Origin of the sequence: Saccharothrix sp. CCNWYY140 (assembly GCF_037401995.1) — a bacterium.
In the GTDB taxonomy this organism is placed as follows: domain Bacteria; phylum Actinomycetota; class Actinomycetes; order Mycobacteriales; family Pseudonocardiaceae; genus Actinosynnema.
The window spans coordinates 68,966-89,904 of record NZ_JBBEGC010000016.1 but is presented as its reverse complement, the minus strand read 5'-3'; the positions used below and the strand labels follow the sequence as shown (position 1 = coordinate 89,904).

The 20,939-nt window shown below is 71.6% G+C and carries 23 protein-coding genes and 1 rRNA gene; 15 read left to right on the top strand and 9 right to left on the bottom strand.

Annotated features, from left to right (window positions below):
• Positions 1 to 75 (top strand): 5S ribosomal RNA (gene rrf, locus WBN91_RS39150); the annotation flags it as partial.
• A gap of 68 nt (positions 76 to 143) precedes the next feature.
• Positions 144 to 1,010: a GNAT family N-acetyltransferase gene (locus WBN91_RS11675; protein WP_337724135.1), complete on the top strand. Its 867-nt coding sequence runs from the start codon at positions 144 to 146 to the stop codon at positions 1,008 to 1,010.
• On the opposite strand, the gene WBN91_RS11670 is transcribed toward WBN91_RS11675, so the two are convergent.
• The 4 genes from WBN91_RS11670 to WBN91_RS11655 are packed head-to-tail and all read right to left on the bottom strand — an operon-like array spanning position 985 to position 2,798.
• Positions 985 to 1,197: a helix-turn-helix domain-containing protein gene (locus WBN91_RS11670; protein ID WP_337724134.1), complete on the bottom strand. Its 213-nt coding sequence runs from the start codon at positions 1,195 to 1,197 to the stop codon at positions 985 to 987. The two genes, WBN91_RS11675 and WBN91_RS11670, sit on opposite strands and share 26 nt — an antisense overlap.
• A complete protein-coding gene (locus WBN91_RS11665) occupies positions 1,194 to 1,781 on the bottom strand; it encodes a hypothetical protein (RefSeq protein WP_337724133.1) in 588 nt (195 codons plus the stop codon). Before WBN91_RS11665 ends, WBN91_RS11670 begins: the two co-directional genes overlap by 4 nt.
• Positions 1,781 to 2,308 carry a hypothetical protein gene (locus WBN91_RS11660; RefSeq protein WP_337724132.1) on the bottom strand — a complete coding sequence of 176 codons (528 nt, stop codon included), beginning with the start codon at positions 2,306 to 2,308 and terminating at the stop codon, positions 1,781 to 1,783. The genes WBN91_RS11665 and WBN91_RS11660 overlap by 1 nt, the downstream gene beginning before the upstream one ends.
• A 25-nt stretch (positions 2,309 to 2,333) precedes the next feature.
• Entirely contained in the window at positions 2,334 to 2,798 is a 465-nt protein-coding gene (locus tag WBN91_RS11655) for an Lrp/AsnC family transcriptional regulator (protein WP_337724131.1), read from the bottom strand.
• Between the two features lie 80 nt (positions 2,799 to 2,878).
• Between WBN91_RS11655 and WBN91_RS11650 the strand changes: the two genes are divergently transcribed.
• From WBN91_RS11650 to WBN91_RS11625, 6 genes are all read left to right on the top strand, one after another.
• Positions 2,879 to 3,319 (top strand): rhodanese-like domain-containing protein, encoded by a 441-nt coding sequence (locus WBN91_RS11650; protein ID WP_337724130.1) that lies wholly within the window; start codon positions 2,879 to 2,881, stop codon positions 3,317 to 3,319.
• A gap of 15 nt (positions 3,320 to 3,334) precedes the next feature.
• Positions 3,335 to 4,069 carry a type 1 glutamine amidotransferase gene (locus tag WBN91_RS11645; RefSeq protein ID WP_337724129.1) on the top strand — a complete coding sequence of 245 codons (735 nt, stop codon included), beginning with the start codon at positions 3,335 to 3,337 and terminating at the stop codon, positions 4,067 to 4,069.
• A gap of 83 nt (positions 4,070 to 4,152) precedes the next feature.
• On the top strand, positions 4,153 to 5,286 hold the full coding sequence (locus WBN91_RS11640; protein WP_337724128.1) for an inorganic phosphate transporter: 1,134 nt from the start codon (positions 4,153 to 4,155) through the stop codon (positions 5,284 to 5,286).
• Positions 5,283 to 5,507, top strand: a complete 225-nt coding sequence (locus WBN91_RS11635) for a hypothetical protein (protein ID WP_337724127.1) — start codon at positions 5,283 to 5,285, stop codon at positions 5,505 to 5,507. The genes WBN91_RS11640 and WBN91_RS11635 overlap by 4 nt, the downstream gene beginning before the upstream one ends.
• 39 nt (positions 5,508 to 5,546) lie before the next feature.
• On the top strand, positions 5,547 to 8,489 hold the full coding sequence (locus WBN91_RS11630; protein ID WP_337724126.1) for a bifunctional [glutamine synthetase] adenylyltransferase/[glutamine synthetase]-adenylyl-L-tyrosine phosphorylase: 2,943 nt from the start codon (positions 5,547 to 5,549) through the stop codon (positions 8,487 to 8,489).
• Between the two features lie 12 nt (positions 8,490 to 8,501).
• Positions 8,502 to 9,431, top strand: a complete 930-nt coding sequence (locus WBN91_RS11625) for an NADP-dependent oxidoreductase (protein ID WP_337724124.1) — start codon at positions 8,502 to 8,504, stop codon at positions 9,429 to 9,431.
• Between the two features lie 36 nt (positions 9,432 to 9,467).
• On the opposite strand, the gene WBN91_RS11620 is transcribed toward WBN91_RS11625, so the two are convergent.
• Complete coding sequence (locus WBN91_RS11620; RefSeq protein ID WP_121222700.1) at positions 9,468 to 9,680, bottom strand: hypothetical protein; 213 nt, start codon at positions 9,678 to 9,680, stop codon at positions 9,468 to 9,470.
• Between the two features lie 199 nt (positions 9,681 to 9,879).
• Between WBN91_RS11620 and WBN91_RS11615 the strand changes: the two genes are divergently transcribed.
• On the top strand, positions 9,880 to 10,509 hold the full coding sequence (locus tag WBN91_RS11615; RefSeq protein WP_337724123.1) for a hypothetical protein: 630 nt from the start codon (positions 9,880 to 9,882) through the stop codon (positions 10,507 to 10,509).
• Between the two features lie 314 nt (positions 10,510 to 10,823).
• Here WBN91_RS11615 and glnA read toward each other — a convergent pair whose 3' ends face one another.
• Positions 10,824 to 12,248: a type I glutamate--ammonia ligase gene (glnA, locus tag WBN91_RS11610; protein WP_337724122.1), complete on the bottom strand. Its 1,425-nt coding sequence runs from the start codon at positions 12,246 to 12,248 to the stop codon at positions 10,824 to 10,826.
• A 196-nt stretch (positions 12,249 to 12,444) separates the two neighbouring features.
• Here glnA and WBN91_RS11605 point away from each other — a divergent pair, with 196 nt between their 5' ends.
• Positions 12,445 to 12,918, top strand: coding sequence for an RDD family protein (locus tag WBN91_RS11605; protein WP_337724121.1), 474 nt, complete (start codon positions 12,445 to 12,447; stop codon positions 12,916 to 12,918).
• Positions 12,919 to 13,493: 575 nt separating this feature from the next.
• Here the strand turns inward: WBN91_RS11605 and WBN91_RS11600 are convergent.
• On the bottom strand, positions 13,494 to 14,219 hold the full coding sequence (locus tag WBN91_RS11600; protein WP_337724120.1) for a DUF4191 domain-containing protein: 726 nt from the start codon (positions 14,217 to 14,219) through the stop codon (positions 13,494 to 13,496).
• 62 nt (positions 14,220 to 14,281) lie between these two features.
• On the opposite strand from WBN91_RS11600, the gene WBN91_RS11595 reads away from it, so the two are divergent.
• The 5 genes from WBN91_RS11595 to WBN91_RS11575 all read left to right on the top strand — a co-directional run bounded on the left by WBN91_RS11595 (position 14,282) and on the right by WBN91_RS11575 (position 18,920).
• Complete coding sequence (locus tag WBN91_RS11595; RefSeq protein WP_443217700.1) at positions 14,282 to 16,348, top strand: ATP-dependent DNA helicase UvrD2; 2,067 nt, start codon at positions 14,282 to 14,284, stop codon at positions 16,346 to 16,348.
• 500 nt (positions 16,349 to 16,848) lie between these two features.
• The gene (locus WBN91_RS11590) at positions 16,849 to 17,247 is read left to right on the top strand and encodes a WhiB family transcriptional regulator (RefSeq protein WP_337724118.1); all 399 of its coding nucleotides are present in this window, start codon (positions 16,849 to 16,851) and stop codon (positions 17,245 to 17,247) included.
• Positions 17,244 to 17,468: a hypothetical protein gene (locus tag WBN91_RS11585; protein ID WP_337724117.1), complete on the top strand. Its 225-nt coding sequence runs from the start codon at positions 17,244 to 17,246 to the stop codon at positions 17,466 to 17,468. The genes WBN91_RS11590 and WBN91_RS11585 overlap by 4 nt, the downstream gene beginning before the upstream one ends.
• A 373-nt stretch (positions 17,469 to 17,841) precedes the next feature.
• On the top strand, positions 17,842 to 18,735 hold the full coding sequence (locus WBN91_RS11580; protein WP_337724116.1) for a class I SAM-dependent methyltransferase: 894 nt from the start codon (positions 17,842 to 17,844) through the stop codon (positions 18,733 to 18,735).
• Positions 18,732 to 18,920 carry a hypothetical protein gene (locus WBN91_RS11575; protein WP_337724115.1) on the top strand — a complete coding sequence of 63 codons (189 nt, stop codon included), beginning with the start codon at positions 18,732 to 18,734 and terminating at the stop codon, positions 18,918 to 18,920. Before WBN91_RS11580 ends, WBN91_RS11575 begins: the two co-directional genes overlap by 4 nt.
• Positions 18,921 to 18,927: 7 nt before the next feature.
• On the opposite strand, the gene WBN91_RS11570 is transcribed toward WBN91_RS11575, so the two are convergent.
• Positions 18,928 to 19,512, bottom strand: coding sequence for a hypothetical protein (locus tag WBN91_RS11570; protein ID WP_337724114.1), 585 nt, complete (start codon positions 19,510 to 19,512; stop codon positions 18,928 to 18,930).
• A gap of 96 nt (positions 19,513 to 19,608) precedes the next feature.
• Complete coding sequence (locus WBN91_RS11565; RefSeq protein ID WP_337724113.1) at positions 19,609 to 20,919, bottom strand: ABC1 kinase family protein; 1,311 nt, start codon at positions 20,917 to 20,919, stop codon at positions 19,609 to 19,611.
• Positions 20,920 to 20,939 lie beyond the last annotated feature (20 nt).

Below are 20,939 nucleotides of genomic sequence, written 5' to 3'. Positions count from 1 at the left end.
AACCCGGTAGTTAAGCCTTCCAGCGCCGATGGTACTGCACTCGTGAGGGTGTGGGAGAGTAGGACGCCGCCGAACATAACTTCCCCGTAGGGGGCACTCGATATCGAGTGCCCCCTACGGGTTTTTTGCGTTACGGTCCGAAGATGGCGGACGTCGAGAGACACCACGACCTGGCCGAGTTCTGGTCCCTGACCAGGGACTTCTACACCGCGGACCCCGTCCTGTTCACCGTGGCGATCACCGCGGTGGGCCTGCGGCTGCGCACCCCGATCCCGGACGACGAGTCGCCGTTGCTGGTGACCGTGACCGATGGCGGCCGGCTGGTCGGGGCGGCCTTGCGCACACCACCGTTCCCGCTGGAGGTGAGTGGCGTCGCACCGGAGTGGGCGCCGGTCGTGGCCGAAGCCCTGGCGGACGCGGGTGTCGAGTTGCCGGGGGTCAGTGGTCGGCGGGATTCCGTGGAGGCGTTCGTCCTCGCCTGGACCGAGCGCACCGGCTGGAACGCAGAGGAGAAGCAGTCCCTCCGGCTGTTCCGGCTGGGCGACTTGGAGCCGCCGCGGGACGTCCCGGGCACGGCCCGGCTCGCGACGCGGGCCGACGTGGACCTCCTCACCCGCTGGCACTACGCGTTCGTGGACGAGGCGGTGCCGCACGCACCGGACCTGGACCGGTCGCGGCGGTTCGTCGAGCGCGCCCTGGACGTCGGCACCGGCCAGGTGCTGTGGGTTGACGGCGACGAGCCGGTGTCGCTGGCGTCGGCGAGCGCACCGCTGGAGGGCATGTCCCGGGTCGCCCCGGTCTACACCCCGCCGGAGTGGCGTGGGCGCGGGTACGGTTCGGCGGCGACGGCAGCCGTGTCGACCTGGGCGATGCGGGAGGGCGCTGAGCACGTGGTGCTGTTCACCGACCTGGCGAACCCGATCTCGAACTCGATCTACCAGCGCATCGGCTACCGGCCGGTGACCGACGCCGCCGAGTTCTCCTTCACCGCGCCCGCTCCGGGACGCTGAGCAGGTCCCCGGGCTGGCAGTCGAGCGCCTCGCACAGCGCGGTGAGGGTGCTGAACCGGATGGCCCGCGCCCGTCCGTTCTTGAGGATGGACAGGTTCACCACCGTCACGCCGACGCGTTCGGACAGCTCGGTCAACGTCATGCCGCGCTCGGCCAGCAGCCGGTCGAGGTGTACCTGGACGCTCACACCGTTCCTTCAAGCTCCTCGCGCATGGCAGCGCTGCTCCGCACGACCTTCGCCAGTGACAGTAGGCCGAGCCCGACGACGACCGCCCACCACGGGACGTCCCACTCGGTCAGCGGGTCCACCCGGTGCGCGGGTGTCACGACCGTGCGCCGCTGCAACCCGGTCCGCGCCAGCGCCTCGACCAGGGTCGTGGCCGGCAGGGCGAGCAGCAGGTACCACCCGAACCGCCGCAGCCGGTCCGCGGTCTCGACGGTGTGGACGCCGCGCCGGGACGCGTGTTCCAGCAGCAGCACCAGCAGCAGGAACGTGCCGGCGGTCGCGAACGCCGACGGCGCGTGCTCCAGGAACCCGAGCACCTGGTCCCACCCCGTCGGCTCGGCCAGGCAGACGCGGGTGCCGGTCGGGTGGGTGCGGCCGACGTTGCGGTACGGCCCGAGGTCGTCGACCGCCCCGAGGACGCGGCTGGTGGTGAAGCACAGCTCGTAGGTCAGCGACTGGTAGAGCTGCCGCAGCGCCCCGAACGCGAACCCGACCGCGGTGACGGCCCACAGGAACCTGGCGACGCGGGTGAACGGCTGGAGCATCAAACCGTCGCCTCCAGCTCGGCCCGCATCTCCGCGCCGGCGTCGAGGACCTTCGCCAGGCTCAGCAGGCCCAGCCCGGTCAGCACCGCCCACCACGGGAAGTCCCAGTCGCCGACGAACGAGAACGTGTCGTAGGGCGCCAGCAGCCACCGGGCGAGCGCTTCGACCAGCGTGGACACCGGCAGTGCGATCAGCAGGTACAGCCCGTACCCGCGGACGTCGGCGGCGGTGTGGACGTTGTGCGGTCCCAGGCGTTGGGCGCGGACGAGCAGGACCAGCAACAGCAGCAGGGCGCCGACGTGGACCACCGCGGTGGGCGTGTGCAGCAGCAGGCTCAACGCCCGCTCGCCGCCGGTCGGCCCTTCGATGCACGTCTCGCGCCAGCTGTCCCGCACGCACACCGGCTTGCGCAGCGCGTCGAGCACAGTGACGAACAGCCCGCTGACCAGCGTGAACACGGCGATGCCGGTGATGGCCGTGACGACGCCGAGCAGTGGCTGCACCTGGTTGCCCCGAGTGGACGACATGTTCCCCCCATATCGTTTTTCGATGTTATCGAGAAACGATACCCCCGAAGACCTCCCGCGTCACCGGTCGCCCGCGCGCCGCCGACGAGAAGACCAGGGACGTCGTGGTGTCCCCGTACCGCTGGGCCTGCTCGACGAAGTCCTCCAGCTCCACCATCGACCGGCACACCACGCGCAGCAGCCAGCAGTCGTCGCCGGTCACGTGGTCGGCGTCGAGGACCTGCGGCAGGGTCACGACCCGCTCCCGGAACCGGGGCGTGTCCAGGCTGCGCACCCGCACCCGCACGATGGCCTCGATCGGCAACCCCAGCCGCTGCGGCGACACCACCGCCCGGTACCCGGTGATCACCCCGGCCTGCTCCAGCCGACGCACCCGCTCGGTCGTCGCCGGCGCGGACAGGGAGACCCGCTTGGCCAGTTCGGTGAACGTCATGCGCCCGTCCTGCTGGAGGAGTTCCAGCAGCTTCCAGTCCAGGTCGTCCAGTTCCACCGTGGAATCGTAGGCACAAGGCCGGCAACGCCTGGACTTCCGCATGTGATCGGCTCGGAGCTCCCAGCAGGATTGCGGTCATGACGAACACGCTGCGCTTCAGCCCCGCCGACCCCGCCACCGCCGCCGCGTTCTTCGCCGCCGAACTGTCCTTCGAGGCCGACCCGGACGACGTGGTCCGCGACATGAAGGAAGGCACCACCGCCGGCTTCCGGCTGGTCGAGGCGCGCAGCCGGGAGGCGTTCGCCAAGGCGCGCATCCCCGGCGCGATCAACCTGCCGCACTGGGAGATGGACGCGACCACGACGCGGGACTGGGACCGCGACCTGGTCTACGTCGTCTACTGCGAGAGCTTCGAGTGCAACGCCGCCACCAAGGGCGCGCTCAAGCTGGCCACGCTCGGCTTCCGGGTGAAGCGGCTGGCCGGGGGCATCCGGGCGTGGCTGGCCGCCGGCTACCCGGCCGAGGGCAGCGAGGTCGACCGGCCGGGGAACCTCCACGGCATCACCTGCGACTGCTGATCTACCCTCGGACGAGTGACGCGCCTGCTCGTGCTGCAACCCGATGACAGTGACCCGATCGCCCGCCTCGGCGACTGGCTGACCGGCGCCGGGGCGGTGCTCGACGTCCTCAAGCCGTACGAGCGGCCCGTGCCGGAGACCCTCGACGGCTACGACGGCGTGGTGTGCCTGGGCGGCGCGATGGGCGCCCTGGACGACGCCGAGCACCCGTGGCTGGCCGACGTGCGCAAGCTGCTGTCGCACGCGGTCGCGAAGCGGGTGCCGACGCTGGCCGTGTGCCTGGGCGCGCAGCTGCTCGCGGTGGCCACGGGCGGTCAGGTGCGGCGGGGTCCGCAGCCCGAGGTGGGTGTGATGCTGGTGGCCAAGCGGGACGTGGCGGGCGCGGACCCGTTGTTCGGGGAGCTGCCGTGGACGCCGGACGTGCTCCAGTTCCACCAGGACGAGGTCGCGCTGCTGCCGCCGACCGCGGAGCTGCTGGCGTCCTCGCCGAAGTGCGCGAACCAGGCGTTCCGGGTCGGCGAGAACGCCTACGGCATCCAGTTCCACATCGAGACCACGCCGGAGATCGTGCTGCGCTGGGCGGCCGGCGCGCCGGACACCGCCGCCACCGCGCGTCCCGGTCAGCTCGGCGAGGAGCAGCTCGTCCGGGGTCACGAGGACATCGCGGAGGTGTGGCAGCCGTTCGCCGAGCGGTTCGTGCGCCTGGCGGCCGGGGAGCTCACGCGGCACCGGAACCTGCCGTTGGTGTGACGAACCCCCGCTGATGTGAGTGTTCATCTGCTGTCAAGGTAGCGTTCATCCACGACTGTGTCGGTTCAGCCGGAGGAATCAGCGTGGATGCCTCGCTCCTCGTCATCATCGTCGTCGCGACAGCGTTGGTATTCGACTTCACCAACGGCTTCCACGACACCGCGAACTCGATGGCGACATCCATCGCGACGGGGGCGTTGAAGCCCAGAACGGCCGTCGCGTTCTCCGCCGTGCTGAACCTGGTCGGCGCGCTGCTGTCGGTCGAGGTCGCCAAGACGATCTCCGGCGGTGTCGTGGACGACGCCCGGATCACGCCCGCGGTGGTGTTCGGCGGCCTGGTCGGGGCGATCATGTGGAACCTGGTCACCTGGTACGTGGGCCTGCCGTCGAGTTCGTCGCACGCGCTGTTCGGCGGGCTGATCGGCGCGACCTGGATCGCGTCGGGCGCGGACGCCGTGCACTTCGCGAAGGTCGTGGACAAGGTCGTGGTGCCGTCGATCGCCGCGCCGCTGGTGGCCGGGATCGTGGCGCTGCTGGCCACCTACCTGACCTACAAGCTGACCCGGCGGGCGCGCGCGTCGGTGGCGAGCAAGGGTTTCCGGGCCGGGCAGGTGGCGTCGGCGGCGCTGATGTCGCTGGCCCACGGCACCAACGACGCCCAGAAGACGATGGGCATCATCACGCTGACGCTGATCACGGCGGGCACCCTCGCGCCCGGCGCCGAACCACCTCTGTGGGTGATCCTGAGCGCGGCGGTCGCGATCGCCCTGGGCACCTACCTGGGCGGCTGGCGCATCACGCACACCCTGGGCAAGGGCCTGACCACGATCGAGGCGCCGCAGGGCTTCGCGGCCCAGACCAGCGCGGCGACCGTGATCATGGCGTCCTCGCACCTGGGCTTCGCGCTGTCCACCACGCACGTCGCGTCCGGCGGCATCATGGGCTCCGGCCTGGGCCGCCGGCTCGACGGCGTGCGGTGGGGCGTGGCCGGGCGGATGGCGCTGGCCTGGCTGTTGACCCTGCCGGCGGCGGGCATCGTGGGCGCGGCGGCGGGGAAGGTCGCCTCGCTGGGCACCGCCGGCGTGGTCGTCGTGGCGGTGGTCGGGGTGGTCGTGTCGGCGGGCATCTGGCTGCTGTCGCGGCGGGAGCCGGTGCGGCCCGAGCACGTGGTGGACGAGATCGCGGCGCAGGCCGAGACGCACAAGGTGGCGGTATGAAGGTCGACTGGACGGCGCTGGGCACGGTGTTCGGCGTGAGCCTCGGCGTGGTGCTGGGGCTGGTGGTGCTGTTCGCGCTCGCGCTGCGGGCGCTGTCGGCGCGCGAGGAGGCGCGGGAACGCGGCGGGTCCGCGGCCGTGGCCACCGGGGTCGCCGGCACGTGCCTGGTGGCCTGCGTGATCGTTGTGTTGTTCGGTATCTACTTGATCGTGGCACGCTGACGCTTCACCTCCCGCCGACCGGGAATAGGGTGTTCGTCGATGACCGATCCAGCGCGCACCCCCACGTCCCCCGCTCGGTTCGGCCTGACCGAGGCACGCGGCGGTGAGCACCTGCGGGCGGCCGGGTGGTGGGCCGACCGCCGCCCCACCGAGGGCGCCGAAGCGGTCCTGTGGGCGTTGTCCCGCAGCCCCGACCCGGACCTGGCGCTGCTGGGCGTGGACCGGCTCCGGAGGGCGCTGGGCGCCGGGTGGGCGGAGCTGGACGAGGCCCTGCGGGCCAGTGACGTGCTGCGCGGTCGGCTGCTGGCGGTGCTGGGGTCGTCCACCGCGCTGTCGGACTTCCTGGTCGCCAACCCGGCGCGGTGGCGGTCGCTGACCGACGCGGAACCCGTGGCGGCGGAGTCGTTCACGCCGGCGCTGGTCGCCGCCGTTGACGGGCTGACCGGCGCGGACGCGGTGCGGGCGCTGCGGCTGGAGTACCGGGCGCTGCTGTGCCGGGTCGCCGCCGAGGACCTGGCGCACGTCGTCGAGCCGGACCTGCCGTACGTGAGCTACGACGACGTGGCCGGGCTGCTGTCCGACCTGGCCGTGGCGGCGTTGACCGCGGCGCTGGACGTGGCGAACCGCCAGGTTCCGCGGTCGGAGGAGTGCCGGCTGGCCGTGATCGCGATGGGCAAGTGCGGCGCTCGGGAGCTGAACTACGTCAGCGACGTGGACGTGGTGTTCGTCGGCGAGGGCGACATCGCCGTGGCGACCCGGGTGGCCAGCACGATGATGCAGGTCGCGGGGCAGTCGTGCTTCGAGGTGGACGCGGCGCTGCGGCCCGAGGGCAAGGCCGGCGCGCTGGTGCGGACCCTCGACGGGCACGCCTCCTACTACCGGCGTTGGGCGCGGACGTGGGAGTTCCAGGCGTTGCTCAAGGCCCGGCCGGTCGCCGGTGACGAGGAGCTGGGGCAGCGGTACCTGGAGGTCGTGCGGCCCTTGGTGTGGACGGCCGCCGAGCGCGAGGACTTCGTGCCGGACGTGCAGGCCATGCGCCGCCGCGTGGAGGACCACGTGCCGCTGGGCCTCGCCGACCGGGAGCTGAAGCTGGGGCGCGGTGGCCTGCGGGACGTCGAGTTCGCCGTCCAGCTGTTGCAGCTGGTGCACGGGCGCGGTGACGAGGCCCTGCGGATCCCGACGACCACGGCGGCGCTGGCGGCGTTGGGGCGCGGCGGGTACGTAGGCCGCACGGACGCCGCCGACTTCGGCCGCGCCTACCGGTTCCTCAGGACTTTAGAACACCGGTTGCAGCTCCAGCGGCTGCTGCGCACGCACCTGTTCCCCGCCGACGACGACACGTCGGCGTTGCGCTGGCTGGCGCGGGCGGCCGGGTTGCAGGCCGAGGGCGGGCTGTCCGAGGGGCAGGTGCTGCTGGCGGAGTTCCGCAAGCGCGCCAACCAGGTGCGGCGGCTGCACGAGAAGCTGTTCTACCGGCCGCTGCTGCAAGCGGTGGCCAACGTGCCGACCGAGGCGTTGCGGCTGACCACCGGCGAGGCGGCGGCTCGGCTGGCCGCCCTGGGGTACGCGGCGCCGGACGGGGCGTTGAAGCACATCGAGGCGTTGACCCGCGGGGTGTCGCGGCGGGCGCGCATCCAGATGGCGTTGCTGCCGGTGCTGCTGGACCTGCTGGCCGGCACGCCCGACCCGGACGGCGGGCTGCTGTCCTACCGGCGGGTGTCCGAGGCGCTCGCCGAAACGCCCTGGTACCTGCGGCTGCTGCGGGACGAGGGCACCGTGGTGGACCGGCTGGCCGCGCTGCTGGGCACGTCCCGGCTGGTGCCGGACCTGCTGGTGCGCGCGCCGGAGGTGCTGCGGCTGCTGGCCGACACGACCGCGCTGGTCGGGCGGGACCCGATGGCCATCGGCAACCCACTGCGCAGCACCGTGTCCCGCTACAACGACCTGGACCGCGCGGTCGCCGCCGCCCGGTCCCTGCGCCGGCACGAGCTGCTGCGCGTGGCGTCGGCGGACCTGCTGGGGCTGGTGCCGCTGCGGACGGTGTGCGTGTCGCTGTCCGAGGTGTGGGTGGCGGTGTTGCAGGCGGCGCTGGACGCGGTGCAGCGGTCGTCGGGGGAGCCGTTGGCGTCGCTGGCGGTCATCGGCATGGGCCGGCTGGGCGGGCGTGAGCTGGGGTACGGGTCGGACGCGGACGTGATGTTCGTGTGCGAGGCGCTCGACGGCGTGTCGGACTCCGAGGCCGCGCGGTGGGCCAGTTCCGTGGTGGAGAAGGTGCGGCGGCTGCTGGCCGCGCCGTCCCAGGACCCGCCGTTGCAGGTGGACGCCGACCTGCGGCCGGAAGGCAGGCAGGGGCCGTTGGTGCGGACGTTCGAGTCCTACCGGGCCTACTACGCGCAGTGGTCGGAGCTGTGGGAAGCGCAGGCGCTGCTGAGGGCCCGGTTCATCGCGGGCGACCCGGAGTTGGGCGCGCGGTTCCTGGAGATGGTCGAACCCGTCCGGTACCGGCCGCAAGGGTTGGACGCGGCGTCCGTGCGGGAGATCCGGCGCATCAAGGCCCGCGTCGAGGCCGAACGGCTACCGCGCGGCGCGGACACGTCCCTCCACACCAAGCTGGGCCGGGGCGGGTTGGCCGACGTGGAGTGGACCGTGCAGCTGTTGCAGTTGCAGCACGCCCACGAGGTGACCTCGCTGCGCACACCGTCCACCGTGCGAGGGCTGCGGGCGGCTGAGGAGGCCGGGCTGGTGTCGGCGGAGGACTCGGCGGCGCTACGGGAAGCCTGGATGTTCGCCACCCGTGCGCGCAACGCGATCGTGCTGGTGCGGGGCAAGGCCGGGGACCAGTTGCCGACCACCGGGCGCGACCTCGCCGCGGTGGCCGGGGTGATGGGCCACCAGGGCGACCCGGGCGAGTTCCTCGACGCCTACCGCCGCACCACCCGGCGGGCCCGCACGGTGGTCGAGCGGGTCTTCTACGGTTCGTGAACACTGGGGTCCGTGAAGGCGATTGCACAGAACTCGTTCGGAGATGTCGACGTCCTCTCGCTCCAGGAGCTGCCCGACCCGGCGATCAACTTCGATGAGGTCCTCGTGGAGGTGCGCGTGGCGGGCGTGAACCCCGTCGACCGCCTCATCCGCCTGGGTTACGCCAAGGACACCCTGCCCCACCACTTCCCGTTGATCCCCGGTTGGGACGTGGCCGGCGTGGTGCGCGCCGTGGGACCCGCCGTGGACGGGTTCAAGCCGGGTGACGAGGTGTTCGGCTACCAGCGCAAGGACCACGTGCAGCACGGGACCTACGCGGAGCTGATCGCCGCCACCGAGCGCGGCCTGTGGCACAAGCCCGCCACGCTGTCGTTCGAGGAGGCCGGTGGGCTGGCGCTGACCGGGCTCACGGCGTTGCAGGCGCTGCGCAAGGTCGGCGTGTCCGACGGCGACACGGTGCTCGTGCACGCCGCCGCGGGCGGGGTGGGGCACCTGGCTGTGCAGGTCGCGCGGCTGCTGGGCGCGTCCCGGGTCATCGGCACGGCGTCCCCGCGCAACCACGACTACGTGCGCTCACTGGGCGCCGAGCCGGTGTCCTACGGGGACGCTCTGGTCAACAACGTGGCCGAACTCGTCGGCGGTGACGGCAAGGTCGACGTGGCCCTCGACTGCGTCGGCGGGGCGGCGCTGAACGACTCGCCCGCGCTGGTTCGCGACCCGGCCCGGATCCTGTCCATCGTGGACACCAACGTGCTGGAGATCGGCGGCGCGTACACCTACGCCAAGCCCGTGCAGGCGGACCTGGAGTGGCTGGCCCGGCACGCCGGCAGCGGCGAACTGCGCGTCACCGTGCAGCAGACGTTCCCGCTGGCCGAGGCGGCGGAGGCGCACAAGCTGCTCGAAGGCAGGCACGTGCGCGGCAAGATCGTGCTGACGGTCTGACTGGTCGGGGCCTCCGCGGGGAGGCCCCGGTCTTCCTCAGTCCTCGTCGACCGTGGGGACGGAGGTGAGCAGCTCGACCACCCACTCCTCCACGAACGAGTCGTCTCCGTCCTCGTCCGGCACAAGCCGGTTGGAGACCTTGACGCCCAGGCCGAGCACGTCGGCGGCGCCGATCGCCTCGATCGCCTCGGCGGCGGAGTCGAAGATGTTGGTGGACAGCACCTGTGCGGTAGCGACGTCATCAGACACGGCGCGACCCTAACCGCCCACCACGAACGTGCGACGACCTACCCCTCTTGTACGAGGTGTCGTCGCGCGTGCACGCTGGGTTGATCAGGGGTGTGCCATCTCGTTGCACGCATTGACTATTGGTGCTGGTTCTGCGGAGACTGTGGTGGCTCTGGGGGAGCCTGAACGTTCGCACGCGTGCGCCCGGACGAAGGACGTCATGGACGACGAGATCCACCACCATCACCACCGCAAGAAGAACAACCGCGCCGCGCTCAAGATCGGACTGGTCGTCCTGGGCGTGCTAGTCCTCCTGGGCGTGATCCAGGCGGCGACCGCGGGCACGGTGGGCATCGGCGCCCTCAGCGTCACCCTGAGCTCCAACACCCCCACGACCACCACCAGGACAGCCACGTCCCTGGAAGGCGTCATCGGCGAAACCACGACAACCGAGGAAACCCCCACCTCGACCGCGGAGACCAAGGTGGCCACCGGCTCGTGGAAGGTGGCCCGCGGCTTGCTCACGGTGGAGGTGACGCGCGTGGAGAACACCGGCGGACGCCTGCGCCTGCACGTGACGGCCATAAACGCCAGCACGGCGAAGATGGACCTGCCCCTGGCCTCCATCTCAGCCGTCGACGACACGAAGCGCGACTACGGCGCGTCCTTGTCGACCAGCAAGTGGCCGGTGTCGATCGCCAAGAACTCCAGCATCAGCGGGTATGTGGAGTTGGAGCAGCGGATCGCGGCGGCGGGGTCGACGGTGACGGTGACGTTCTCGGGGATCATCGGCCAGCTCGCCCCTACGGGCGGCGAGGTCGCGGTGTCGGGCGTGCCGATCCCGAAGTAGCCCTTCTTCCCTCGAAGCCCCCGGCCGCTGCTTGGCCGGGGGCTTCGTCGTTGGTGGCTGATGTGCTGGTTTGGAGCTACGCGGCGTGGACGGCTCGGGCGAGGGAGTGCATGTCCGTGGTGATGGCGTGCGGATACCGCATGCACCAGCGACGTGAGGGCGTGTTCGGGCCGCACAACGACCGAGGGCCGGGTGACTGGAGTAGTCACCCGGCCCTCGGCCTTCGTTCTGGACGGCCTCTCCGGGTCAGAAGACCTGAGACGGCCTGCGTGGGGCTTCAGCCGGTGGAACGGCTGGTCAAAGCCCCGCGCCGATCACACGTCGTAGTACAGGGCGAACTCGTACGGGTTCGGGCGCAGGCGCAGCGGGTCGATCTCCTGCTCGCGCTTGAACGAGATCCACGTGTCGATCACGTCCGGCGTGAAGACGCCGCCCTCCAGCAGGAACTCGTGGTCCTGCTCCAGGTTGTCCAGCACGGCGTCCAGCGAGGCCGGGACCTGCTTGACGTCGCGGGCCTCCTCCGGCGGGAGCTCGTAGAGGTCCTTGTCGATCGGGGCCGGCGGCTCGATCTTGTTCTTCACGCCGTCCAGGCCCGCCATCACCATCGCCGAGAAGGCCAGGTACGGGTTGCCCGACGAGTCGGGGCAGCGGAACTCGATGCGCTTGGCCTTCGGGTTGTTGCCGGTGATCGGGATGCGCACGCACGCCGACCGGTTGCGCTGGGAGTAGACCAGGCTGACCGGGGCCTCGTAGCCGGGAACCAGGCGGTGGTAGGAGTTCACCGTCGGGTTGGTGAACGCCAGCAGCGACGGCGCGTGGTGCAGGATGCCGCCGATGTAGTGGCGCGCGGTGTCGGACAGGCCCGCGTAGCCGGACTCGTCGTGGAACAGCGGCGCGCCGTCCTTCCACAGCGACTGGTGGGTGTGCATGCCCGAGCCGTTGTCGCCGAACAGCGGCTTCGGCATGAAGGTGACGGTCTTGCCCGCCTGCCACGCCGTGTTCTTGATGATGTACTTGAACAGCATCAGGTCGTCGGCGGCGTGCAGCAGCGTGTTGAAGCGGTAGTTGATCTCCGCCTGGCCGGCGGTGCCGACCTCGTGGTGCGCGCGCTCGACGGAGAAGCCGTTGCTCTCCAGGTTGAGCACCATCTTGTCACGCAGGTCGGCGTAGTGGTCGGTCGGCGTGACCGGGAAGTAGCCGCCCTTGTACTTGACCTTGTAGCCGCGGTTGCCGCCCTCTTCCTCACGGCCGGTGTTCCACCAGCCGGAGATCGAGTCGATCTCGTGGAAGGACGCGTTCGCGGTGGTGTCGAAGCGGATCGAGTCGAAGATGTAGAACTCCGCCTCGGCGCCGAAGTACGCGGTGTCCGCGATGCCCGACTCGGTGATGTACTGCTCGGCCTTGCGCGCGATGTTGCGCGGGTCGCGGCTGTAGGCCTCACGCGTGAACGGGTCGTGCACGAAGAAGTTGACGATCAGCGTCTTCTCGATCCGGAACGGGTCGATGCGCGCCGTGTACAGGTCGGGCAGCAGCAGCATGTCCGACTCGTGGATCGACTGGAAGCCGCGCACGGAGGAGCCGTCGAACGCCAGGCCCTCGGCGATGGCGTCGGCGTCGAAGGCGGACGCGGGGAGCGTGAAGTGCTGCATCACGCCGGGCAGGTCGCTGAAGCGGACGTCGATGAACTTCACGCCCTCGTCGGAGATGAACTTCAGGACCTCGTCGGGATTCTTGAACACCCTCGTCGACTCCTCTACTGCGGTGGGGGCGTGGTTGTTCGCCGCGGTGTCTGGCGGCCTGCCATCGGGGGCGACGCTAAGACCGCGGTGTTGCCCAGCAATCACCCTGATGTTTCGCCAGTGTTAACGGGCCGCCCGGGACCGGCAACCCGACCTGCCACTCCTCACCCGCTGAGCACGGCTTTACTCTGGTGGGGTGAGCAAGTGGACCGGTTCGTGGCTGTCAGGACCCCGCTCGGCACTGGAGCCGGGCGCCGACTCCGGCGACGGCACCGCCCAGCGCTGGAAGGGCGAACGCCTCGGGCTGCCCCAGTCGGGCCCCGGCTCGGTAGCCGGCTCCGGCCGCCGCGCGTTCGCGATCCTGCTCGACTTCGCCCTCGCGATGGGCGTGGCCAGCGTCTTCACCTACCCGGAGCTGCCGCGCAACTGGAGCCTGCTGGCGTGGTTCGCCATCACGACCATCGCCGTCGGCTTCTTCGGCTTCACCCCGGGTCACGCCGTCTTCGGCCTCCGAGTGGCCCGCCTGGACGGCGCCCCCCTGGTGGGCCTGCCCAGGGCAGTCCTGCGCACGGTGCTCATCTTCCCCATCATCCCGGCCGTGATCTGGGACGCCGACGGCCGCTGCCTCCACGACAAGGCCACCGGCACCGTGGTGATCCGCGTCCGCTGAGTCCGGTGATCCGCGTCCGCTGACCCCGCGCGCCTGACACCACCACTGCCTCGCCGTCCCACGACTTTCCCCGGACCCGCCCTGCTGGGTGCGACTGCCCGCTGCGTCGCTGGGCGCGACCGGCAGCTGCCCTGCTGGGCGTGGCTGGCAGCACTTGCCGCCGGGCGCGACGACTGGCACCACGCGGCGCTACCAGCGGCTGGCACCTCCGCTACCAGCGGCTGGCACTTCCGCCACCCGCCGCGCGCTGAGCCGGGCCGACTCGCGTGCACAGCTGGGCGTGCACAGCTGGGCGTGCACAGCTGGGCGTCCACAGCTCGGGCGGCCACCGGGGGAGATCGCTGGAGCTGGCCGGGCAGCCGGGCGCCAGTAGGCGGGCGGCGGGCAGGCGGGCAGGCGGGCGGCGGCGGGGCACTGGGGCGTCGTGTGGCGGGCGGTGTGGCTGGGGGCGTGCCTCGTGCCGTGCCGCCTCCATATTCATTACGGCAACGATCTTGGGTGCGGAAAAGTGCCCGATCCGCACTGAGTTCGCGGGATTGGGTGAAGTCGGGATCTTGGTGGAACCTTTTGCGGCCTTAGCGGCGGCGCATGGCTCGTTGGATGTTGCGCATCTTGGCGCCCTGGGGGAGGGGGCCCTTCGGGAGGGCTGTGCCTCGACTGGCCAGGGCCTGTAGGCGGTTCTCCAGGGTGTCGACCTGAGCCGCGGAGATGTTGCGGGGGAGCTTCATCAGGTGGCTTTGGAGCTTGCGGAGGGGGACCTGGCCGTCTTCCGTGCCCACGATGACGTCGTAGATCGGGGTTTCGCCGATCACCCGGGCGACCCGCTTCTTCTCCTGGGCCAGGAGGCCCTTGACGCGGTGGGGGGCGCCTTCGGCGACCAGGACCACGCCGGGGCGGCCGATCACGCGGTGGACCATGTCGGCGCTGCCGGTGGCGGCCACGCCCTGGGTCACCCGCCAGCGTCCGCGCAGGTTGTCCAGGGCCCAGCCGGCGGCGCCGGGCTGGCCGTCGGCCTTCGCGTAGACCGTGCGCTGCACCCGGCGGCCGAAGACGATCACCGCCAGCAGGGCGCCCACGGCGATGCCCAGGGGCAGCAGCACCCACTGCATGTCCCAGATCAGGCCGATGAGGAACGCCGCCGCGGTCGCGCCCAGCACGCACAGCAGCATCAGCGGCACGAGCGCCTTGTCCTCGCGGCGTTGCATCTTGAACGCCTCGAAGATCTGGCCCCGTCGGGCCTTCGCCGCCGCGCGGCGCTCCTGGGCGGCTGCCTTCGCCGCCGCCTTGTCCTTACCAGCCATACCCACCAGGATACGGCGCGCCGTGTCGCCCCATCACCGCGCGGTGGGTGTCCAATGCGAGGATGCGGGGCATGGAGCGGCTGCTGGAGGGACTCGATCCGGAACAGCGGGCCGCGGTCGAGGCGCCGCGTGGTCCTGTGTGCGTGCTCGCCGGGGCGGGGACCGGCAAGACCCGGACGATCACCCATCGCATCGCCTACCTGGTGCAACGGGGTCACATCGCGCCCGGCCAGGTGCTCGCCGTCACCTTCACCGCGCGTGCCGCGGGCGAGATGCGGACCCGGTTGCGGGCGCTCGACGTGCACGGCGCGCAGGCCCGCACGTTCCACGCCGCGGCGCTTCGGCAGTTGCGCTATTTCTGGCCGCGGGTCGTCGGCGGACCGCACTGGGAGCTGATCGACCGCAACAAGCTGCGGTTGGTCGCCCAGGCGGCCAACCGGGCGGGGCTGTCCACCGAGTCGGACTCGCTGCGCGACCTCGCCAGTGAGATCGAGTGGGCGAAGGCCTCGCTGGTCACGCCCGACGACTACCCGGTCGCCGCGGGCAAGGCGCACCGCGACACCCCGGCGCCCGCCGAGCAGGTCGTGCAGGTCTACCGCACCTACGAGCAGCTCAAGAACGACGCCCAGCTGCTCGACTTCGACGACCTCCTCCTGCACACCGCCGCCGCGCTGGAGGAGCACGGCGACGTCGCCGAGGAGTTCCGCGACCGCTACCGCTGCTTCGTGGTCGACGAGTACCAGGACGTCACCCCCCTCCAGCAGCGCGTGCTCGACGCTTGGCTGGGCAACCGCGACGACCTGACCGTCGTCGGCGACGCCAACCAGACCATCTACTCCTTCGCCGGCGCGTCGCCGATGCCGCTGCTGAACTTCAACCGCCGCTTCCCCGAGGCGACCGTGGTCCGGCTGGAGCGCGACTACCGGTCGACGCCGCAGGTCGTGGCGCTGGCCAACGAGGTCATCAAGTGGGCGCGCGGGCGTCCCGCGGGCGCGCGGCTGCGGCTGGTCGGACAGCGACCGGACGGTCCCGCGCCCAAGTTCACCGAGTTCGACGACGAGCCCGCCGAGGCCGCGGCCGTCGCGCGGCGGGTGAAGGCGCTGCTGGACGAGGGTGTGGCGGCCAGCGAGGTGGCCATCCTGTACCGGGTCAACGCGCAGTCGGAGATCTTCGAGCAGGCGCTGGCCGAGCTGGGCATCCCGTACCAGGTGCGCGGCGGGGAGCGGTTCTTCCAGCGCGCCGAGGTGCGGCAGGCGGTGGTGGCGCTGCGGCAGGCCGCGGCGCAGGACCCGCCGGGCGAGCTGCCCAAGGTGGTGCGCGAGGTGCTGGCTCCCATCGGGCTGACCGACGACCCGCCCGCCGGCGGCGCGGCCCGGGAGAAGTGGGAGTCGCTGCTGGCGCTGGTGGAGCTGGCCGAGGAGCTCGTGGCCACCGTCGACGGGGCGGACCTGCCGAAGTTCGTCGCCGAGCTGGAGGTCCGGGCCGAGGCCCAGCACCCGCCGACCGTCGAGGGCGTGACGCTGGCGTCGCTGCACGCCGCGAAGGGCTTGGAGTGGGACGCGGTGTTCCTCGTCGGCCTGGTCGAGGGGACGCTGCCGATCCTGCACGCCGACGGTGACGAGGCCGCGGTCGAGGAGGAGCGCCGCCTGCTGTACGTGGGGGTGACCCGGGCGCGTGAGCACCTGTGGCTGTCGTGGGCGCTGGCCCGCGCGGCCGGTGGTCGCCGGTTCCGGCGGCGCAGCCGGTTCCTCTACGGGCTCATCCCCGACGACCACCCCGCTTCGCGCACGGTGGCCAAGCGCGAGCCGTTGCAGAAGCGGCCCAAGCCCCAGTGCCGGGTGTGCGGGACGCAGTTGGTGGACGCGACCGCGGTCAAGCTCAGCCGGTGCGGCACGTGCCCTTCGGATCTGGACGAAGAGCTGTTGGGCCGTTTGCGGGCGTGGCGTGCGGGCCGGGCGAAGGAGTTGAAGGTGCCGGCGTACGTCGTCTTCACCGACTCGACGCTCGTGGCGATCGCCGAACAGCGACCCGAGGACATCGCCGGGCTCGTCGCGATCGCCGGCATCGGCGCGGCCAAGCTCGATCGCTACGGCGCCGACGTCCTCGCCCTTGTGCAGGGAAAACGCTGAAACTTCACACGATCGACAGGTATTTGGAAAAACCGGTTGCACCGGTCTGGGGCAGGGTCATAACCTGCTGAGGCCAGGCGCGAAGAGCGCCTGCTGGGGATGAAGAGCGTTGCTTCGAGACTAGCCACCCGAGGAGGTGACCGGTTGTGAACACTCCGATGACTGTCGGGATGCCCGGTCTCCTCATGACCGGTGTCTGCGCTGTGTCCGGCAACGCTCGCGTCGCGGGGGAGAAGTCTGCCCGCGATCGCCGCGCCTTCGAGCGGGGCGGCGAGCGAGTTCACGTGATCCAGGTGCCGGCGCAGTACAAGCCGACCGTTGTCCCGACTCAGAACGTTGCGCCGTCCGCGCACAGGCGAAGGACCTGAGCCCACCAGCATCAGGCCACCTGAAGCCCACGAAGGCCGCGGACCCGTAACCGGATCCGCGGCCTTCGTGTTTGTTCGACCTGTTTCAGCAGGACAAACCCCATCGCAAGACCTGTGACAGGAGTCCACCTGATGTTGACCGCGACCGTCCCGATAGCCGGGACGCTGTCCGCCGAGGACCTCGCCACGACCGGTGTCGCCAACCTGATCGACACCGCGCCGGACGCCGGTCTGGAGCTTCCCTGCCGTACCAACAACCCGGACCTGTGGTTCGCCGACGCTCCCGCCGAGCTGGAGCAGGCGAAGGCGTTCTGCACCACGTGCCCGGTGATCGCCGAGTGCCTGGCGGGCGCCATCGCCCGGCACGAGCCCTGGGGGGTCTGGGGCGGCGAGATCTTCGAGCGCGGAGCCGTCATCGCGCGGAAGCGGCCTCGTGGCCGTCCGCGCAAGGACGCCGCTCCCGTTGTGCCCGCGGCGCCCGCCGCAACCACCACCGTCCGGGGGGCTACCGACCAGGAGGCCGCCGCGTGAACGGCTACCGCACCACCGCAGACGAAGCAGTGATCATCGAACTCAACCCGCGAGGTAACCCCATGTTGCTCGAAGAAAACCTGGCCAGATCCCGAATGCATGACGCAGAGGTCTTCGCCGAACGGCAACGCGTGGCCCACCGCCTCGTCGTCGCCCGCCGGTGGCGTCGACTGGCCGGATGGGCCCAGCGCAGGGCACAGCTCAAAGCCCGCGCCGTCTAGTGCCGCACGATCCGGTGCCGGCCGGTCCGCCGACCGGCACCGGGAGCGGGGCTCACCTGCCGGCCGCGGGGCTTGCCTCGCCGGTCGGCACCGGCCGCAGGGCTCACCCGCCGGTCGGCACCGGCCGCAGGGCTCACCCGCCGGTCGACACCGGCCGCAGGGCTCACCCCGTCGGTCGACACCGGCGGCGGGGCTCGTTCGTCGGCCGGCACCGGGGACGGGGGCCGATTCTTCGGCCCGAACCGGACCCGGTGTCGGTCGGTGTTCTCCGGCCGTGACCTGGGCTTCGCGTTGTGCGTGATGGGTGTCCGATGTGGCCCGCCTTCCCGTTTTCGACGGGAGGGCGGGCCTTGTCGTGGGTACGGTCTCCGGTGTGGCCGCTCACACTCACGACGGAATCGACTGGGCAACCCGACTGACCGCCATGCGGCGGGCGAACGAACTCGACGCCGAGGCCGAGCGCGTGGTCGCGCGCCGGCTCGTCCGCTCGCTGCCGGACGACCCGGTCGTGGTCGACGTCGGCAGTGGCGCGGGAGGCATGAGCGTGGCCCTCGTCGAAGCGCTCAACGCGCGCGGCGGTGGCACCGTGGTGCTGATCGACGCCGTGCCGGAACTGCTCGACGCCGCGACGACCGCGGCCCGCGCCGCCGCGAGCTACGGGCACGACAACACCAACCCCACGGTCAAGGTCCGCCCGGTGCTCGCCGACGTCGCCTCCGAACGCCTCGCCGACCTCGCCGGTCCCGCGCACCTGGTCTGGGCGGCGCGCGTCGTCCACCACCTGCCCGACGAGCGGCAGGGGGTGGCCGGTCTGGTCGACGCGCTCGCGCCCGGCGGCGTGCTCGCCCTGGCCGAAGGCGGCCTGGAGGGCAGGTTCCTGCCCTGGGACCTCGGCGTGGGCGAACCCGGCCTCCAGGAACGCCTGGCCGCCGCACGCGCGGAGTGGTTCGTGCGCATGCGCGAGTCCATGACCGACAAGGTGCGGCTGCCCGTCGGCTGGAACGTCGTGCTGGCCGAGGCCGGCCTGCTCGACGTGACCGCGTTCAGCTACCTCGTCGACCACCCCGCGCCCGCCAAGCAAGCGGTGCGGGACTGGGCGGTCGAGCGCCTCCAGTGGCTGGCCGACGTCGCCGGCGACCGCCTGCACCCCGCGGACCGGCGCACCGTCGAGCGGCTCCTCGACCCGCAGGACCCGGAGTACGTCGGTCTGCGCGACGACGTCTACCTGCTCATCGCGAACACCGTGCACCTGGGTCGCAAGCCGTGAGCACCGCGGCCGGGGCCGAGGCGTGCGCGCGCTGCGGGCGGACCCGTGGGTCCGTCACGAACCCGGCCGAACTGCTCGCGTGGGTGCGTGAGAAGGACCGCGGGCACGACCAGTGGTTGTGCCACGTGTGCGCGCGGAACCACGTCCGCGACATCGAGGGCAAGTTGCCCGCCGACTATTGGTGATGTGGGGCTAGCGGTGATGGGCGGCTCCTCTCGCTGGGTGTCGGGTTGCCGGGCGTGTCAGGGCGCGCAGGATCGCTCGGGGTGTCGCTGCGCCGCGTGTGCTGCCGGCGTCGAGTTCGGCCAGCAGGACCGGCGGCGAGCACAGGCCTGAGCGGAGCACGGCTGTCAGCAGCGCATGTGTTCGCGCCGGGTGCGGTTCGTGGCGTGCCGCGTCGAGGACGGCCCGGGCCGGTGGGGCCAGGGGCAAGCCGTCCTTGTGCACCGGCCGGGGCAGCCGGGTGGTGCGTTCCAGCAGCACGTGGTGGTCGCCCGATCTTCGCCGGCCGGCCGGTTGGAGCACGTGCACGCGCTGCGGCAGCGGCAGGCCGGGCAGGCCGTGGGTGTGCAGCGCGTCGACGCCGGTCAGCACCGCCTCCGGGCCGGCGTAGGCGAGCGCCGCCTTCACGCGGTCGGCCCGGGTGGGCGGCGCCGCGCCGAGCAGCAGCACGCCGGGCAGGATGCGCTGCCACGGCCCGCCGGGGCGGCAGCGCAGGTCGATCCGGTACCGGGGCACGCCCGCGGCCTTCAGGTCCGAGGTCTTGATCACGTCCATGAGTCGAGGATCGGCCGGGGAGCCGACCGCCGCCAGGGTCGGATCGCGAACTGTGGACAACTCGGGGCCTGTGGACAACCCGGCGAACGGGGAGGGTCAGTCCGCGAAGCCGGGTTGCCAGCGTTCGACGATCTCGCGCGCGGGCACGTGGGCGTCCAGTTGGCAGAGGATGCCGGTCGCCCCCAGGGTCACGCGGTGGATCAGCAGGTACTGCGGGGGCAGGTTCAGCGACCGGCCGGTGTGGGAGTCGGGGCTGCGCAGGTCGCCCACCCGTTCCGCCTGCTTCTGGAGCCACTTCCGGGTGAAGTGGAAGGTCTCCGCGCGCAGCGGCTCGACGAAGGGCGCGAGGTAGTTGAGGACGTCGTCCTCCCGCAACTCCGTGCCCGGCCGGATGAAGCGCTCCGACTTCAGCAGGTCCAGGAGGTCCGTCGAGCGGCCGTCCAGGGCCAGCCTCGTCATCAGGCCCAGGGTCTTGGGCAGGCCGTCGGGCAGGCGCGCGACCGCGCCGAAGTCCAGGACCCGCAGGCGGCCGTCCGCGCCGAGCATGAAGTTGCCCGGGTGGGGGTCGGCGTGCAGCAGGCCCGACCGGCTCGGGGCGGAGAAGTGGAACTCCGACAGCAGCCGACCCGCCAGGTCACGCTCCTCGCGCTCACCCGACCGGATGATCTTCGACAGCGGCACGCCGTCGGTCCACTCGGTGACCATCACCTTGGGCGAGCTGGCGACGACCTTGGGCACCAGCACGTGGTCGTCGCCGTCGAACGCCTTCGCGAACACCCGCTGGCTCGCCGCCTCGGTGCGGTAGTCCAGCTCCTCCAAGTACCGGTCCCGCAGCTCCTCCAGCAGCGGTTTCACCTCGGTGCCCGGCATGATCGCCTGGAGCAGCCGGGAGAACCGCAGCAACTGCTTGAGGTCGGCCTGCAACGCCTCGTCCGCGCCCGGGTACTGCACCTTCACCGCCACGTCGCGCCCGTCGTGCCACACCGCGCGGTGCACCTGGCCGATGGACGCGGACGCCGCCGGCTCGTCGTCGAAGGACGCGAACCGCTTCACCCACCCCGACCCGAGCTGCTCGGCCAGCACCCGGTGCGTGGTGCGCGCGGGCATCGGCGGAGCGGCGGTCTGGAGCTTGGTCAGCGCCTCCCGGTACGGCTCGGCCAGCTCGTCGGGCACCGCCGCCTCGAACACGCTCAAGGCCTGCCCGAACTTCATGGCACCGCCCTTGAGCTGGCCCAACACGGCGAAGACCTGTTCCGCGGTCTTCGCCGACACCTCGGCGCTGACCTCCTCGGAACTGCGGCCTGCGAGCCGTTTGCCCCAGCCGCCCACGACCCGGCCGGCCACCCCGATGGGCAGGCTGGCCAGCTTCGCGGTGCGCTGCACGGCCTTGCGCGGGATCTCGCTCACCCGAAGATTCTCCCCCCGCC

Excerpts from the sequence above, each read along its gene's own strand:
- WBN91_RS11660 (WP_337724132.1), bottom strand. The coding sequence starts at position 2,308 with ATGTCGTCCACTCGGGGCAACCAGGTGCAGCCACTGCTCGGCGTCGTC.
- WBN91_RS11630 (WP_337724126.1), top strand. The coding sequence starts at position 5,547 with ATGACCGATCCAGCGCGCACCCCCACGTCCCCCGCTCGGTTCGGCCTG.
- WBN91_RS11665 (WP_337724133.1), bottom strand. The coding sequence starts at position 1,781 with ATGCTCCAGCCGTTCACCCGCGTCGCCAGGTTCCTGTGGGCCGTCACC.
- WBN91_RS11650 (WP_337724130.1), top strand. The coding sequence starts at position 2,879 with ATGACGAACACGCTGCGCTTCAGCCCCGCCGACCCCGCCACCGCCGCC.
- WBN91_RS11570 (WP_337724114.1), bottom strand. The coding sequence starts at position 19,512 with ATGGACGTGATCAAGACCTCGGACCTGAAGGCCGCGGGCGTGCCCCGG.
- WBN91_RS11595 (WP_443217700.1), top strand. The coding sequence starts at position 14,282 with ATGCGGGGCATGGAGCGGCTGCTGGAGGGACTCGATCCGGAACAGCGG.
- WBN91_RS11635 (WP_337724127.1), top strand. The coding sequence starts at position 5,283 with ATGAAGGTCGACTGGACGGCGCTGGGCACGGTGTTCGGCGTGAGCCTC.
- WBN91_RS11675 (WP_337724135.1), top strand. The coding sequence starts at position 144 with ATGGCGGACGTCGAGAGACACCACGACCTGGCCGAGTTCTGGTCCCTG.
- WBN91_RS11590 (WP_337724118.1), top strand. The coding sequence starts at position 16,849 with ATGTTGACCGCGACCGTCCCGATAGCCGGGACGCTGTCCGCCGAGGAC.
- WBN91_RS11615 (WP_337724123.1), top strand. The coding sequence starts at position 9,880 with ATGGACGACGAGATCCACCACCATCACCACCGCAAGAAGAACAACCGC.
- WBN91_RS11600 (WP_337724120.1), bottom strand. The coding sequence starts at position 14,219 with ATGGCTGGTAAGGACAAGGCGGCGGCGAAGGCAGCCGCCCAGGAGCGC.